Source organism: Nostoc sp. DSM 114161, from assembly GCF_052692665.1.
On record NZ_CP195141.1, the window covers coordinates 3692339 to 3708930 of the forward strand.

The following is a 16592-nucleotide window of genomic DNA, read 5'->3' on the forward strand; positions in this document are numbered from 1 at the left end:
CCCACACCCCCTTGTCTCCCCCCTCTCCCTTGTCTCCCTCATCTCCTTCATCCCTTCGTCCCCTTGGGCGGAAAATTAGGCAGTTCCACAGATGCCAATGACTTGCGCCCTTTAGGTGGACGTTGGGGATAAACTACGGGTGAGGGTGAATTAGCATCATTGGCATTATCCCCTGATGATTCTGGCGGCAAATCCAACTGTGTCAATTGTGGAACCTCTGACCAATAGTCTTCAGTTTCTTCAACAAATATCTTGGGGGTAGATGAAGCGGGTGTAGTTGTAGGCGGGTTGATTTCTGCTTGCAACTGCTCCTGTTGGGGATTTTCTACTTCCTCATCATCCTCTAGAATTGTTGCTAAAGTTTCCCACACAGGCGCATCGCCCACATTACTATCCACATCTGTCTTCGCTGGAGCTGGTGGTGATGTAGGTGCAGGCTGGGAGGTGAAGAACATTTGGATGAGACTATCCAATTGTTGATCTAAGTTTGGTGACTCTACAGGTGAAATAGTTTCTGTTGTATCTGAGGAATCATCAATTTCTGGAGAGGAAGGTGGTTGCGCTGATTTTGACACCTCTTCCTTAACTGACCAGTTCCAAGAGGATGAAGTCGGAGTGGGTTGATTTCTTTGAAATGGCAGCGTTGGTGAGGGTTCTGCCCATGAATTATTGGGATTATCGCTCAAGGATTCTGATTCTGCTGACCAAGGTTTAATTGGCTGTGCATTGGGAAACAAAGACCTAGCTTTTCGAGAAAATCTTCCTTGTGTGGAAGTGATGTCTTTAGGATGTTTTGCAGTATCTTCTAAAGAATCATAGCCAGGAACGGGTGTATCTAGACATTTCTCCAGAGCCGCCTTAAATTGCAGGGTCTGGCGTTGTTGGCGCATGAGTCTAGTGCGTAACTCGCGGCAAGCATTTTCTGATTGCAATAACTTCTGAGACTGTTCGTCGTTGTTGGTGTGTAGCAACGTACATTCTCGTTCCAGCTGGGCAAGGCGTTGCTGACTAATTTGTAGCTGTGCTTTGTGAGTTTCGATAAAAACTTCTTGGCGTTGAACAGTTTGTACCGCGGTTTCTAATTGTTGAAATAGCAACTTTATCTGTTCTTGAGCGGCAGCTAATTCCTGAGCTTGTTGGTTGAGCATCGATTCAGTGACGCTAGAACGCGTTTTCTGCCATTGCAAAACCTTTTCAGATTCGGCTAGGTTGTCTTTTAGCTGCTCTACTTCTTCGTACAACTTATTGTTAGCCCCACGCAATTCTTCGTTCAATGCCAGCAACTTCTGAAATTCTGAGTCAAGAAGTGCTTGTTTACCGCTGTCAGGCTCTGCAACCCAGTCCTGCTGGGTAGTATCTTCCGAAATTTGTGTATCTTCAGCTGGCATGAGCAGTGGCAATTTGGAAATTGCCATATTGTCATTAGGCATAACAGAGTAAAAGGGGCAATTCGCCTGCTTTGATTGTGGCGAATTAGCAGAATTTAGGGATTCGATCGCAGTCCCCTTATTTGAGATGTCAGCTTCATTCATCACTCTTGACCCACTCGCTTAAAAATATTCAGCAGTGCTGGCGTTAGCATTGCCGATCGACTGTGGCCGATCGGGATTTGCTCTAGAAGCTAAGTTTAACTCTCTCTATGGAAGAGTAATTAGTCATCAATCGGTATTACCTATTTTCTATCTAGATTGATGCCGTTATAACACTATGAGCCTCTTTTCCGTCAAGAACAGTAGAGCTTGGGAAAGCGGTAATCCTGAGATAGGGGAGACGGCAAACGCCAAAATTGAAAACTAAATTGTATTGCTTGATTTAGTTTTTTATTATCACAAACTTCATTACCTCGTTTTTGCTTATAATTACATCTATCCAAAGATATACTTAAGATACACTTAAAGGGACATTTTTCTATTGGTTTATTTTTTACTGGAGATTCATGCCTGTGCAAACATTTACTATTTCATGGGAATTTTTGAGTTTTGGGCGATCGCTATTTAATCTCAGCAAACGACTAAGGAGTCTTTACGAAAACCGTTATGTCAGGAAATTGTGATAAATACGAATAAATACTCGAAGCTATTTTGAACATGAGTAAAAAATAATATAAGTGTAATATAAAACTTTTTTGAAGATCGATCTCAACTTAGTAGAAGATTTTTCAGGGAGAAACACATTGCTGGTAATCATTCTAAGCTTAGTTAGCCACAAACTTTTTGTATGCAGTTGCATTCAATTTGTGAAGTTTATTTATTAACTACAGGAAACTTAGTTTAAGTATAGTTAATTACATAAAATTATTTGTTACAAAGTATAAAAAAATTAAAAAATACCTGTTATTTAAGTACTAATACTGCTTACAATCCTTAATTATTTATTAAACAATAAAGGAAATCACTGACTTGACTTTCGATAATTAAGTAACTTAAAACACTATAAATCCTAAAGTGTAATTTGATTATTCTGCGAAAGAAAGCTTTGTGTTGTTGGGCTTGTCAAGAAATAAAAAATTTAGAATAAAGGTGCTAAAAATGACCGATATATTTACATTAGGTGCAAAAATCAAGCAAACAAACGCTCAGTTACCAATATTTGCAGAAAATTTTGATAGCTTTTGGGACAAAGAAATTAAACCGTTATTTACAGATGAATCTCTGTCCTTTAAAGTGAAAACTTTGAATGGAAAATATGTTAAGTACGTCAATTTAGATAATGGAGCTACAACCACTCCCTTTGCAACTCTCAAGCAATATATAGACGAAATGCTCGATACCTACGGTAGCGTACATCGGGGTTCTGGGCAGAAATCGGTCATCACTACACGAGAATATGATGCTAGTCGCAATATCGTTCGGGACTTTGTGGGTTCGTCTTTACAAAATTATGTAATCTTTGCGAAAAATACAACAGAAGCAATTAATGGAGCCGCTACACTCTGGGCAAAAAAACCCGGAAAAATTTTAGTTTCTGATATTGAACATTCATCAAATTTATTGCCTTGGATAACTAGAGACGAAGTTGTGCAGTACAGAACCCAGCCAGATGGAAGTGTCAGTCTGACTAAAATTGAAAATATTTTCAAGGCACATCAAGATCTTCCTCAAGCCGAGCAAATTAAGTTACTAACCATTACAGGTGCTTCGACAATTACAGGTTACAGACCTCCGATTTACGAACTAGCAGCTTTAGCACATCGGTACGGTGCAAAGATATTCGCGGACGTGTGTCAATTAATTCAGCACGAACGAGTAGACATGCGTCCAGATGATGACCCATGTCATTTAGATTTTGTAGCTTTCTCCGGACACAAAATGTATGCGCCTTACGGAACCGGTGTTTTGCTGGGGCCTAAAGAATTTTTTGATAGTTCCTACCCTTATCAAATCGGCGGTGGAAACCTGCCCTATATCACCAGAAACCTAGAAATCAAGCGTTTTTATACAGAACGCGCCCACGATCCTGGGACGCCAAATGCGATGGGTGCGATCGCCATTGCCAAGGCGATTCAAATTATAGAAGGACTGGGGCGTTCGCGCATTGCTCAGTACGAACATTCGTTAGTTGAGTTTACATTTACACGACTTGCGAGTATTCCCGGCGTGAAAGTACATATTGCAGGAGATAATTTAGCCCATGTTATCCCCTTCGATATCGACGGGTTTGACGGACGTTTAGTCGCAGAGATTCTGGCACAAGAATACGGTATTGGAGTTAGGGCTGGGGCTTTTTGCACATACGAATACATTCGCAAACTCAAGAATATTTCAGACGAGCAAGACCTTGAGATTGCCAAGGAAGTAGACAAAGGAATTACCCGCAACATTCCTAGTATTATCCGAGCTAGCTTTGCTGTATATAATACATTGGAAGATTGCGATCGCTTTATTAGTGCGATCGCGCAAATAGCCAAAAACGGATTTGATTACTATTTGCCCTACTACACGCAAGATGAAACTACTGGTGTTTGGACAGTGATAGACAGATAGTCTTTTTTGAGCATTGGGCATGGGGTATGGGGCATTGGGCACGAGCGACAAATGACCAATGACAAAGGACAAATGCAAATGACAAATGACCAGGAGGATTATCTACAGGAGCGAGTTGAAGAGTACATTTGGCAAAAAAGCGCGGATGCAGGTATTTCGCGGCAGCGCTTTCTGCAAATATTAAGCACTATGATTGGTGCAACAGCCATTGGAGGGGTGGCTAAACCAGCGCCTGCTTATGCTAACGCGGATGCCAAAACCAAAGAAAGTAAAATATTTAAGCCATTACCACCAGGATATATCTCTCATGGCCAGGGCACATTAGAGATGAACTGGGAAACGATGTATGGGCGTGGCTACATAGTACCGAACGATTGGTTTTACGTTCACAACCGCAGTACCCCTCCTCCCTTTGACCCGTCTACATGGCGCTTGCAGATTCATGGAACAGGCGTTTCTAAGCGTTGTGAGTTCACTTACGATGAAATTATCGCCATGCCATCGATTTCGGTCACTTGCGCCATTGAGTGTGCTGCAAATGGTCGGCGCTTCTTTGAAGAAGCTTACAACACACCACTCTCTGGAACGCGGTGGAGGCTTGGGGCCATTGGTGTGGCTGAGTGGACTGGTGTACCACTTGGATTATTATTAGAGCGAGCTGGACTCAAATCCACGGCAAAAGATGTACTCGTTGAAGGCGCAGATTTAGATTCGCTAGATTCAAAGGCAACTAATAAATCCAAGTTCAGCACTGTAGTTCCGATTAGCAAAGCATTAGCAGATAACTCCCTCATCGCCTACGCAATGAACGGAGAACCATTACTCCCAGATCACGGTCAGCCATGCCGTGCCTTATTTCCTGGTTGGGGAGGAAACGCCAATGTTAAATGGATTGAGCGCATTGAAGTTTCCGAAATGCCGGTATACACCCCGTGGGTGACGGAGCAAATGGTGTTGATTGGTGCAGACTACCCAGCTATTACTCCGTATAAAGGCAAGCTGATTACATATCAAAATGTTAAGAGTGCCTTTGAACTGGCTTGGCCAGCTAAACTTGCTGCTGGAAGTTACTTACTGCGGGGACGTTCTTGGTCTGGGAAAGGAAAGATTGTACGTGTGGAAGTCAGCCTTGATGGTGGCAAAACTTGGCAATTTGCACGACTAAGAGAACCAAATTTTCCATTTGCATGGGTACGTTGGGATATTGAATGGAACCCAGTTCCCGGCGAATATTTTCTGCAAGCTCGTGCTACTGACAATTTAGGTAACACACAGCCGACTACAGTTCCGTGGAATGACGGTGGGTTGCTCTATGGAGGCGTTGTTAGTCATCCGGTGAGAGTGAGGTGAGTGGGGAGATGGGGAGTGTGGGGAGAGAGGGGGGATGAGGGAGTGTGGGAAGTGTGAGGAGTGTGGGAAGAGAGGGGAGAGAGGGGAGTGTGGGGGGAAAGATTTCTTCCCCATCCTCCCACACCTCCCACACTTCCTGCTTGCCCCATGCCCTATTCACCTATATGAGTTTTCTACAAAATGAATTATTTATGAATGATTTTAGTTGGTTGATTTTAATGGCTGGGGGTTTAATATCTGGAGTTATAGCTGGACTTTTAGGAATAGGTGGGGGTATTATCACAATTCCTCTTTTAGTCACGCTAGGTTATACTCCCGTTCAGGCGATCGCTACTAGTAGCCTTGCTATTGTAATTACCTCAATTTCTGGAAGTTTACAGAATTGGTGGATGGGGTACTTTGACTTTAAACGAGTATTTTATTTAGGAATTCCAGCTTTCTTAACTACTGGAATAGGCGTATATTTCGCTAATCAAATTCCATCTTATATAATACTTTTTACATTTGGAATTATACTACTTGCTAATATCTATTTAATTGACCTCCGCAAGCAACTTTCCTTAAAGCAAATAGAGGATACAGCACTAATATTTAATCCATTAGTTTCTAAAATTGGTACTGGAGGAGCAGCAGGAATTTTAGCAGGTTTATTTGGCTTAGGTGGCGGTACGATTATGGTGCCACTGCAAATGTTACTTTTAGGAGAAGAAATTAAAGTAGCAATTCAAACTAGTTTAGGCGTAATTGTTATCACTGCTTTAGCTGCTTGTACGGGACATACATTAGAGGGAAATATTCTGTTTATTCAAGGTCTAATTTTGGGATTTGGAGGACTTTTAGGCGTTCAAATGAGTACTCGCGCATTACCAAAATTACCAGATTATACTGTCAGTTTAGTGCTTCGTATTTTCTTAGGAATACTATCAATTTATATTTTTTGGGAAGCTTGGGCAAATTATCAATCGATCTAAAAGGGACTGGGCATTGGGCAAGGGGCAAGGGGCAAAGGGCAAGGGGGAAAAAGAAAGATCTCTCCTTTTCCCTTTTTCCTTTCCCCAAGGCGAAGCCATCTCCCCATCTCCCTAAGGCAGCCACCGGGGACGAAATCCCGCTAAGGGGAGTTGTTCTGGTCTAATTTCGACGGTTGCAGCGTCGGCGATGGGTAATAGTGGCATTAACCATAGGCTACTAGTAGCGATCGCATCTCCGTCATCTGTTTTCAAAGTGTTTGTAGGCAATGTTGTCGCCGGGTTTGTCTGCGGTACTACTTGGTCAAATAACAAGCCCAAACCATCAGCAGATAAACTCATTTGCACATTTCGCTGTTCGGGAGGGAGTAACAACAGTGGTTTTTGTTGCCCAGTTTTCAGGTCAATTGCGACTACATAAGGTTGTTCTATGTATTGTTCCTTGGATATTAGCTGTGTCAACAAACAGTAGAGGGTAGGTGAGGCGGTGTCAAATTGACAGCTGACTATTGACCCTGTTGTTTTTACTAATTGTTTCTGCACGCCTTGATTTGTGACTAAAAACAAATCCCGCGTGTAATCTGTATTAAATTTTACCATTGCTGCTTGGGAACCATCTTTAGAGAAAGCCTGTACTAAGCCAAATTGCGGTAGAAAATCTAAGGGTTTACTGGCATCTCCTTGCAGTGGTAAAATTGCTGCTCCCTGTCCTTGGGCAACTGCTACGGCTTTACTATCTGGGGTAATCGTAAAGTCTCCCCCCGGTTGGCTTTGCAAGCGTTTGGGGGTAGGTTTTTCTCCCGAAGCGTCGCTGGTTGCTGGCATAAACCATAGTCCAAAGTCGCCGGGATTAGCTTTGTTAGCCCGTTGGATAACAATAGTTTGGCCGTCGGGTGATAAGTCAAATTTCAGGTTTTGATAATCTTTACTATCTAAAATTAGGTCAACTCTGCCAGCTGGTTCTACTTCTCGCCCAGATTTACCAGAAACGCCCGTTGTTACTGTGTATAGCTGGGCTGAAAGTAAGTCTGAGTTCTTGCTGGTACGAGCCGAAAATAAAATTTTCTCCCCATCTGGAAATGACTCAAAGTCCATGACTATTAAGTCTTTGGGGGTAAGTACCCTTTTTTGCTCTTGGGTTAAGTTGTAGAGAATTAATCTTCCTTGTTCTTCTTGCTCGGTTCCTATGTAAAGAATGACGCGATCGCGCGTGCGGAAGCTACCCACAAAGGGTTGGATTGTGCGGTTTGTACCTTCTTGCTCGGCAAACTTATCTTTGGCTCCCTGTAACTGGACTTTATAGTTTGTGCCATAGGGTGCTGGTGTGAGCAGTGTATAAACCATTCGCCGCCCGGCCCAACTGAATTTACCTGCTAGAGGCGGGTCGATTTTCAACTTATCCTCTACGCTTTTGGTGTCCATTGGGCGACTAAAGGTGAGAGTAAAGGAATTATCTTCTGCACCGATTTGTTGATTTTGCCAAGTAAAATCTCGGACGCGAGCTGTTACTACATCACCTTTCAACATTATCAACCCAATCAGCACACTCAGCAGTAGCATCAATGCGATCGCTATCCGATCCAGTGGTTGAATAAATGCTTTTGATTTAGTCATTTGTCCTTTGTCCTTTGTCCTTTGTCATTTGTCATTTGTCCTTTGTCCTTTGTCATTTGTCAGTTGTCAGTTGTCATTTGTCCTTTGTATAAAACTAATGACCAATGACTAATGACTAATGACTAATGACTAATGACTAATGACTAATGACTAATAACTATAAGGATTCTGTGGTTGAGGAATTTTTTTCAGAGAAGTAGCGGCAATGGTAAGTTGACGTTTACCTGACAAATTCTCTGTTGTCATTTGCCCTTCTACTTCTAGCCAAGTATCGGGAGAGTAACGTTCTTGATTATTTGGGAGTTTGACGGGCAATCCTATAGGATAAGCGTCTGCTGCACAGCAAGTTAAAACAAATCGTGCTATGAACAAATATTCTTTTCCCAGATCTGGCGGGTGAATGACAAATCCTTGCACCTTGACTTTTTGTCCTGTGTATGAATCTGGTTCTGGATAAACATTTAGGGTGCGTACCCAGTCTACAAGCGATCGCTCCTCTGGACGAACAGTTACCCGAAAGGCTTGGGGCTTAACGCGTGTGGTTCCCAATAAATCAGCCGTTACACCCCTTTGCAGTGCTTTGTCGCTAGCAAAAACTTGGGGTGTAATGATGAAACCCAAAATCGCTGTCATCAATAATAATGTACTGCCCCAACCAGGGGGAAATAAACTAATATGCTGGGTGTTTGGTACGATATCACGGCGGCGTCGTTGCCATAGTTCCAGCATTTTGAAAAAACCAATAATAATCAAGCTAATGCCAGATACAATTACCAGCCAAAAATAATTTGGATGAATTAATAGACTCAGCTTGTTAGTTAGCCAATATCTCAACATCAAAATGCCCCAAGCTGTAATTGCTAGGGCATCCAGCCAAGGAAGTAAAAGAATTGGAATTTTAGGTTTGGGATTTTTTTTAGTCATTGGTCATTGGGCATTGGTCATTAGTCATTGGTCATTAGTCATTGGGCATTGGTTTTATACAAAGGACAAGTGACAATGACAAGTGAAAAAGAGTTTTTAAAAGACGTGCAAGTTCAGGAAAAGTGTGAACAGAAATGTTAATTGTCCTGCTAAGGCAAATAAGTAAAAGACGGTTTTGGGTTTAAAAATCGATAACATCAAACCCACACCTTTGATGTCAATCATCGGGCCAAATACCAAAAACGCCAGTAATGAACCACTGCTAAAAGTTGAAGCAAAAGACAGGGCAAAGAAAGAATCAACTGTAGAACAAATTGACACCACTACTGCTAATATCAGCATGACTACAATTGAACTAATGGGGCCAGCGCCCAAACTGAGAATTAATTCACGGGGGGCTAGGACTTGAATAGCTGCAGCGATCGCACTTCCTAAAACCATGACTCCGCCTAATTCCCGCAATTCTTGAACGCTATTATCTATCACTAAACGCAGTTTATCTGCAAATGGTTTTTTAGGGGATGAGATGATGGTAGGCGGTACTGAATTCGCATCTATCCGCAGCGGTATACCTGCTTTTCCTCCTAAAATATAAGTCCCTGATTGCAAGATATTCGGTACTGTTGATTCCTGTTGTACTTGGTAACCTTTACCACGCCGTTTAGTTTCAGGCGGCGCGGGAGGATTATATTTCATATACCGAGCGATCGCAGGTTGGACTATAGGATTTAAGTCCTTTTGAAAACTGAAAACAAAGCCGATAATTGTGGCAATTAATAGGGAAAATACAACCCGTAATACTACTATTTCTGGCTGATCTCGAAAGGCTGTCCAAGTTGCCCAAATCACAACTGGGTTAATTGTTGGTGCGGCTAGCAAAAAACCAATTGCCACTGGTGTGGGTACTCCTTGAATTAGGAACCGCCGCGCTACTGGCACATTCCCGCACTCACACACCGGAAATAAAAAGCCGATTAAACTGCCAACTAAAGCACCCAACAGCGGATTCGTGGGCATTTTTTCTACTAATTTGCGCTCATCAACGAAAAACAGCAGCAAACTGGAGAATAAAACCCCAAGAAGCAAAAAAGGCATCGCCTCGACTAGCAGACTTAGAAATAGCGTAAAACCATTGTTGAGTTGATTCATGGGCGTCGCTGTCAAAAGCGGTTTTGAGTTTTAGGGTTCTGCCTAGTCATTCTATCGAAATGGGGATCGAAAGCAGTTCGGAAAAATTAAATATCATTTAAATAACAAGCTGTCGTGCGGTTTTTATTATCGCTTAAGCGCTACAACCCTTGATTTTAAAGCATATAGGGATATTTCTCTGAGTGCATTTACTGATGATAACCATTCCTAAGATTGTTTAAGTTCAGAAATTGTTCCGATTATAGGGGGCAAGTAGCTGCATAGATGATTTGAAATTTACCTATGTTTATACTGACAGTAATTTCCTGAATCAGATATTAGCTGGGCTATATTTTCATCAAGTATTTACAGTTATTCAACATTTGGGGATCGCTCTTTGTCATTTGTCCTCTCTTACAAAGTTCTGTACTTTGGGAGATGGCACAGCTAGAAGTTGGCACAGACAGCAAATCGCTACTTTATCACCAAAAGCCGACGCACTCTGGGAGGTCTTGCTACAGACTTTGCGCTTTTTCCTTTGCTAATGCCCCTTGCCCAAATATCATTTGAGCTTTGGTTGAATTTTTACTACAAAAACTTTAAAAAGGCAAGAGCAAATTTTAGAAGATAGCAATGCGGGAGTGTGGGGAGTGTGGGGGGATGGGGGAGTGTGAGGAGAAAGAGAATTTATACCCCCCTCTCTTCCCACACCCCCCACACCTCCCACACCTCCCACCCCTCCCACCCCTCCCAATGCCCCACTCCCTTTTAAATAATGACAGAGGCTAAGATATTAGCTTATTGTTGACTTGTTTTAGCCAAAATCAGGGTGTCTAGTGCCAGAAGAATTCAGTTGTTATCATATTTCACCGCCATTTTTGTCTGTTGGTAGCGATCGCGATCTCAATTTAGATTCAACTCTCCAAGAACTACCAATGTACAACTTCCCCGTGGAAATTAGTTGTACTGCAAGGGAAGTGGCTCCTTTTTTGGAAAAATATCCGCTGCTACCAGGAATAATTTTGGTAGAGCAGGGAAAGTTCGTGGGAATGATTTCCCGGCGACGACTTTTAGAATTTTTGATTCGCCCTTATGGAGAGGAGTTGTTTATTCAGCAACCATTAGGTGTTCTCTACGGATATGCACGGACACCGATTTTGCTGCTTGGAGAAACGACATTAATTTTAATTGCGATGCAACTGAGCTTGAAGCGATCGCCAGAATTATTATCAGAACCAATTGTAGTGCAAACTGCTTGTGGTGCTTACAGATTATTAGATGTGCAGGAATTAAATTTTATTTCTTGGCAAATTCGCGGCATCAAAAATTTTGTGCGATACGAACGCAGCCAAGCCCAAATGATTCAAAATGATAAGATGGCGAGTTTGGGACGTTTGGTAGATGGGGTAGTACACGAAATTTTAGACCCCGTGGGTTTTATTTGGGGTAACATAACTTACGTCTCAAATTACAGCCAAGATTTACTCAAGTTGATAGCAGCTTACGACACAGAATTATCATCATTTTCTCCGAAAATCGACCAAATAAAAGAAGAAATTGAATTTGATTTTTTAGAACAAGATTTATTGCGATCGCTTGCTAGTATTCGTACTGGAGCCGAAAGATTAAAAAGACTTGTCACCAGTTTACAAAACTTCTGCCATCTTGATGAGCTTTATCCTAAACCCGTAGATTTACACGCCTGTATCGATAATATAATTTTATTAATTAATAGCCGAATTCAAGGAGAAATTGAAATCGTCAAATCTTATGGGCAACTGCCACCAGTGTATTGTTTTATGGGGCAGTTAAATCAGGTTTTAATTAATCTTTTAAGCGAAGCTGTGGATACTTTACTCAATGAAGCAGTACGACAGCAGTTGCATCTAGAAGATACAAAAACTATTCAAAAACCCCAAATTAAGATTACTACAGAAGTTATTTCACAAAAGCCAAGTAAACCACATGCACCAGATTCTCGCTGGATTTTAATTCGGATTGCTGACAATGGCCCTGGAATGCCTCAAGAATTGCTAGAGCAAATTTTAGAATCTTTTTCTTTGGAAACAAAAAATGGTAAAGAAACTAGTTTAGCAGTCAGTTATCGAATTGTAACTGTGAAACATGGCGGTAAATTTAATTTACGTTCTCAACAAGGTAAGGGTACTGAATTTGAAATTATTTTGCCCTTGGTTTGATTCAAGTCCCTTTGGGAGAGGTAACAGGTAACAGTGGGGTTTGTGTCAATACTTGTCGGGTTTTTGGGAAAAGGTTTTTTCTTTCCCTTTTCCCCTTCCCCTTTAACCTTTTCGCCAAACCAAATTCTGAGTTCAAAATGCACAAAGCGAGTAGTATTAGGGTTTGTGTTTCTTACACTTTCTAGTACTTTTTTAACAGACACAAGAAAAACCTGCCCGTAATATTAACTCATCCTCAAATTACAGGCAGGTTGGAAAAAACTATAAAAATCGATAGATGCAATTTTCAACTAACTGAAATAGGTTGGCCGCTAGAGAGAACCAAAGGAAAATTATGGACATTGGGAGCGTGCATTGCACTTATACCAAGATTGGCACGGTTGAGTATATCAGCGTCGGTTCTAATGACTTCACCTCGGCTATCTAAGATGGAATGATTAAAGTTAAAGCCATTGAGATTAAATGCCATCGAACATACACCCATCGCTGCAAACCAAATACCCACCGTTGGTAAAGCTGCTAATAAAAAATGGAAAGCACGATGATTTTTGCTAGCAAAGGTAGGAATCAATAAGCGTCCCAAGAAAGCATAATGTCCTGCCAAATAATTGTAGGTAAATTTCCGCTGACCCAACTTATATCCAGCATTAATTGATTCATTTTCATCAGTATTCCGAATTAGTGTTGAAGCCACTAAAGAACCATGCAAAGAACTCAATAATGCGCCGCCAAAAATACCTGCAACACCCAACATATGGAACGGATGCATGAGGATATTGTGGTCGCCTTGGAAAGCCAACATAAAGTAGAAAGTGCCAGCAATTCCCAAAGGTAAACCATCAGAAAAACTACCTTGACCAATAGGATAAACTAACAAAACCGAAGTAGCGGCAATAACGGGTGCAGAATAGGCAACCGCTATCCAAGGCCGAATTCCCAAACGATAACTCAGTTCCGAAAATCGTCCTATTAAACACCAAATACCAATGAGAAAATGTAGCACAATCAATTGATATGGCCCGCCATTGTAGAGCCATTCATCCATTGATGCAGCTTCCCAAATAGGATAAAAGTGCAAACCAATAGCCGCGGAAGTCGGCACAACTGCGGCTGTAATTAAGTTGTTACCATCCATCAGCGAACCCTTGATTGGCTCGCGTATGCCATCCATATCTACACTAGGAGCGGCAATAAAAGCCAAAACAAAACAGGTAGTGGCGGCTAGCAAGGTGGGAATCGCCAACACACCAAACCAGCCGATGTAAATCCGATTTTCTGTGCTAGTAATCCAGCTACAAAAACTATCCCAAAAATCAAAAAAATTAAATTCTTTTTGGCGTTGAACAATGGTATTCATGATCTGTAGCTCCTAAGCAATTCCAAGTTCAAAATTTTGGCGTTGCTGAATCAGAGTATGAATTGACTTTTTTCGATATAACCAAACAACAATTCTTTGCGCCTAAGAAAGCGGTAGCGCCTAAAGGTAAATGCGTGAGACTAATTTATACTTTCAATCAGCAATGCTGTTTTCTCAAGCAATGTCGCTGATTATATATGTTGTATATGACGTATATAGCGAAAATACTAGTAATAATTACGATTGATATACAACACAAGTAGTATGAAAAAGTTCTGAATTTTCAAGCTAGCTCAAGCAATAGTTCAACATCTTCATCTCGAAGTTAAAACAAGAATTTGAGGAACTTGTGAAGAAATACCGTCCTTATTAAAACTTAAAAAAAGTATACAATTAGATGCCATTGCTAGAAGATAAATTGCGCGATCGCCATCAATATAGTAAGTGCATCCTTAGGCTTAGCCTTGCAGCCTGGCAGGAAAATTACAAGGGAATTGATGCGGCTTGGTTACGCATCTGAGTTGTGAGAAAATTGGTTTTTATTTTATCTAGTTTTTTAGCAAAAATTTGCATTCAGATATTATTGCCGAATTCCTTTGAGAAACTCAATTCTTGCCTCAATTATCGAAGGCATTAAAACACAACGTGCTAACAAACTTATATCTAAATCTGGTAGTAATTTGCTTTGAGTAGTTTGCTCATAGTGATTATTAGTTAAGTAATATACAGATATCTGATTATTTTCCCAAAACCAGACTTCAGAAATGTTAAAACGCTTATATTTTTCTAGTTTATCTATACTGTCACTAGTAATATTTACTTCAATTGCTAAATCGGGATTTTCTTTCTTTTCCCCTAAATAATAAGATTCATCCGGTTCAAATGAAGCACCCTTTTCTTTAGCGCGACGAGTAGCACTGCCTACAGGAATAAAATTTATACCTAATTCAAAAAGATATAGTGCTAGCAATATAGCAATAACACTTTTAATAGTCTCGTGTTGTTCGCCAAGAGTTATAAATTCCACACACCCATCAAGATAAGTTATCCGCAAACCAGGTGCCTCTGCTATTAAGGCTTCAAGTTTCTCAAATTCTTCCCAAGTGTAATGACCAGGTAAAAGAAACCGCTGTTCTTCGACGGTAGTGATTTTGTCTAGAGTTTGTGGAATCATATCCTTCTATGAAATCAAAGTATATGATAGTTGGTTATTGAGCGATCGCTCCTGATAAATTAATGCGATAATTCCAATATATTGACTATAAATAATACGGCGATCGCTTTTAAAAACTCCTCTTTATCTGATAGATAAAACAGTTAACCATCAACGTCGATTGTTTCTAGTACCATAAATATATTTGCTGCGGGCTATGCCACTGATAAACAGCTATGTCAGAAACTACCTTACTTGCAACCCTAATTGAAATTCCACCCACCCAAGCGGAACTCCCTTATGATGATGGTGTCCCAATGGAAAGCGCACGACATAGAGCTGCTATGAACTTGTTGATAGATGCCTTAATTCCTTGGTTGGCACAGCGAGAAGATGGGTTTGTTGGCGGCAATATGTTTGTCTATTACAGTCTGGCGCAGTTACGCAACAAAGACTTTAAAGGCCCGGATTTTTTTGTAGTGTTGGGTGTCCCTAAAGGCGAACGCAAAAGTTGGGTGGTTTGGGAAGAAGAAAAAGCGCCGGATGTAGTGATTGAATTGCTTTCTGAAAGTACAGCCGCCGCAGATAAAAATGAGAAAAAGCTGATTTATCAAAATCAAATGCGCGTGCCAGAATATTTTTGGTATGACCCCTTTAACCCAGATGATTGGGCAGGTTTTTCTATCCAACAGAGAGTTTATCAACCTTTGGCTGTTAGCGATCGCAATCAATTGGTAAGTGAATCTTTAGGGTTAGCCTTGCAGCGATGGCAGGGAAATTACAAGGGAATTGATGCGACTTGGTTACGCTGGGCAACTTTGGACGGAGAATTACTACCAACGCCTGAAGAATTAGAACGCCAACGAGCAGACAAAGCAGAGTCACAGTTATTACAAACGGCACGCAACTTACTAGTGGGTGGGATGGCGGTAGAACAAGTGGCGACAGTTACAGGTTTAGATGCCTCAGCTATTGAGCAATTGATTTCAACATCTGGATTATGAAAAAATGGGAAACACTGACGCTTTAAGCTGAAATACGGCTATCATAAATATCTTTGACTATTTCCTCAGCAGTACGTTCATCTTCCCAAGGGCCAAGCCTTTCCATAAATGTATCTAATGGATGCGGTTTTGGCTGCTGTTCAGATGGAAAAATCACTTCATTCACTATCAGTTGATTTGCTTCTGTAAGTCCTAATTTTTCGGTTTCTTCTTTAGCTATAACCATAACTTGCATCAACCTTATAGCCTGACGCAGAACATCACTTTTATTTCTGCCTGTTTTATTTACTAATTCGTCTAATATTTGGTTTAGTTCAGGTGATAAATCTAAGTTTAAGCGAACCATCTTTTGAGTATTAGTCATGGTTCCATCCTTATGTAAAACGTTAAATATATTATAGTTGGCTGTTGGGCGATCGCGTCTGATGAATTAATGCGATAATTCAAATATGTTTAGTTTAAGATAGTGGGGCGATCGCTTCCAATTTAACTTTAATATAAAGCATCGGTAATTTATTATAAAATGTATCTATATTCTTAAATTTCAAAGGTTGTAAACTTCAATCTTTTATTTTCATAATAAATTACAGTTATAAGTCTTCTTCAAAAATTGATTCAAGGTCTCTTGCTCCATGAATGACTCGTAGAATATCAACTGCTGATTCCGTGATGCGGTAAAAGATAAGATATTTTTTAAATCCTTTGATAGATATTTGTCGAATATTTCCTAGATTAGGATGGAAAAATTGGCATACTTTACCAATAGCTGGGGTTTTTGCTAATTGTTTAAATGTTGCTTCGGCTGCTGTTAAAAAACGGTCTGAAACATCTAAGTTATCCTGCGCTATGTACGTTGCTAAGTCTATTAAGTCACGGATAACTTGAGGTCTTTTTTTTATTTCCAACATCACGG

The 16592-nt window shown here is 40.8% G+C and carries 15 protein-coding genes; 6 read left to right on the top strand and 9 right to left on the bottom strand.

The features are described from left to right. Positions 1-47: 47 nt before the first annotated feature. Positions 48-1532, bottom strand: coding sequence for a hypothetical protein (locus NSTC745_RS16095; RefSeq protein ID WP_445638025.1), 1485 nt, complete (start codon positions 1530-1532; stop codon positions 48-50). Between the two features lie 996 nt (positions 1533-2528). On the opposite strand from NSTC745_RS16095, the gene NSTC745_RS16100 reads away from it, so the two are divergent. After that, positions 2529-3983: an aminotransferase class V-fold PLP-dependent enzyme gene (locus tag NSTC745_RS16100; RefSeq protein WP_445638026.1), complete on the top strand. Its 1455-nt coding sequence runs from the start codon at positions 2529-2531 to the stop codon at positions 3981-3983. Positions 3984-4034: 51 nt separating this feature from the next. Further along, complete coding sequence (locus NSTC745_RS16105) at positions 4035-5333, top strand: sulfite oxidase (protein WP_445638027.1); 1299 nt, start codon at positions 4035-4037, stop codon at positions 5331-5333. Here NSTC745_RS16105 and NSTC745_RS16110 read toward each other — a convergent pair. Next, a complete protein-coding gene (locus NSTC745_RS16110; RefSeq protein WP_445638028.1) occupies positions 5312-5482 on the bottom strand; it encodes a hypothetical protein in 171 nt (56 codons plus the stop codon). The genes NSTC745_RS16105 and NSTC745_RS16110 overlap by 22 nt on opposite strands. Before the next feature lie 42 nt (positions 5483-5524). On the opposite strand from NSTC745_RS16110, the gene NSTC745_RS16115 reads away from it, so the two are divergent. Continuing rightward, positions 5525-6304, top strand: coding sequence for a sulfite exporter TauE/SafE family protein (locus tag NSTC745_RS16115; RefSeq protein WP_445638029.1), 780 nt, complete (start codon positions 5525-5527; stop codon positions 6302-6304). 111 nt (positions 6305-6415) lie between these two features. On the opposite strand, the gene NSTC745_RS16120 is transcribed toward NSTC745_RS16115, so the two are convergent. From NSTC745_RS16120 to NSTC745_RS16130, 3 genes are all read right to left on the bottom strand, one after another. After that, complete coding sequence (locus tag NSTC745_RS16120; RefSeq protein WP_445638030.1) at positions 6416-7915, bottom strand: hypothetical protein; 1500 nt, start codon at positions 7913-7915, stop codon at positions 6416-6418. Between the two features lie 150 nt (positions 7916-8065). Continuing rightward, the gene (locus tag NSTC745_RS16125) at positions 8066-8839 is read right to left on the bottom strand and encodes a TIGR03943 family putative permease subunit (protein ID WP_445638031.1); all 774 of its coding nucleotides are present in this window, start codon (positions 8837-8839) and stop codon (positions 8066-8068) included. 96 nt (positions 8840-8935) lie between these two features. Beyond that, positions 8936-9988, bottom strand: a complete 1053-nt coding sequence (locus tag NSTC745_RS16130; protein ID WP_445638032.1) for a permease — start codon at positions 9986-9988, stop codon at positions 8936-8938. Positions 9989-10803: 815 nt separating this feature from the next. On the opposite strand from NSTC745_RS16130, the gene NSTC745_RS16135 reads away from it, so the two are divergent. Then, positions 10804-12165 carry a sensor histidine kinase gene (locus NSTC745_RS16135; RefSeq protein WP_445638033.1) on the top strand — a complete coding sequence of 454 codons (1362 nt, stop codon included), beginning with the start codon at positions 10804-10806 and terminating at the stop codon, positions 12163-12165. A gap of 286 nt (positions 12166-12451) precedes the next feature. On the opposite strand, the gene NSTC745_RS16140 is transcribed toward NSTC745_RS16135, so the two are convergent. After that, positions 12452-13522 (bottom strand): Photosystem Q(B) protein 1, encoded by a 1071-nt coding sequence (locus tag NSTC745_RS16140; protein ID WP_445638034.1) that lies wholly within the window; start codon positions 13520-13522, stop codon positions 12452-12454. 397 nt (positions 13523-13919) lie between these two features. Between NSTC745_RS16140 and NSTC745_RS16145 the strand changes: the two genes are divergently transcribed. Next, complete coding sequence (locus NSTC745_RS16145) at positions 13920-14042, top strand: hypothetical protein (RefSeq protein WP_445638035.1); 123 nt, start codon at positions 13920-13922, stop codon at positions 14040-14042. A 60-nt stretch (positions 14043-14102) separates the two neighbouring features. Here the strand turns inward: NSTC745_RS16145 and NSTC745_RS16150 are convergent, their stop codons facing one another. Continuing rightward, complete coding sequence (locus tag NSTC745_RS16150) at positions 14103-14696, bottom strand: Uma2 family endonuclease (protein WP_445638036.1); 594 nt, start codon at positions 14694-14696, stop codon at positions 14103-14105. Between the two features lie 215 nt (positions 14697-14911). Here NSTC745_RS16150 and NSTC745_RS16155 point away from each other — a divergent pair, with 215 nt between their 5' ends. Next, positions 14912-15679: a Uma2 family endonuclease gene (locus tag NSTC745_RS16155; protein WP_445638037.1), complete on the top strand. Its 768-nt coding sequence runs from the start codon at positions 14912-14914 to the stop codon at positions 15677-15679. Positions 15680-15701: 22 nt separating this feature from the next. On the opposite strand, the gene NSTC745_RS16160 is transcribed toward NSTC745_RS16155, so the two are convergent. Together NSTC745_RS16160 and NSTC745_RS16165 are read right to left on the bottom strand one after the other, a co-directional pair. Next, the gene (locus NSTC745_RS16160) at positions 15702-16043 is read right to left on the bottom strand and encodes a ribbon-helix-helix protein, CopG family (protein WP_445638038.1); all 342 of its coding nucleotides are present in this window, start codon (positions 16041-16043) and stop codon (positions 15702-15704) included. 226 nt (positions 16044-16269) lie between these two features. Next, positions 16270-16587 (bottom strand): type II toxin-antitoxin system RelE/ParE family toxin, encoded by a 318-nt coding sequence (locus tag NSTC745_RS16165; protein ID WP_445638039.1) that lies wholly within the window; start codon positions 16585-16587, stop codon positions 16270-16272. Positions 16588-16592: the final 5 nt, after the last annotated feature.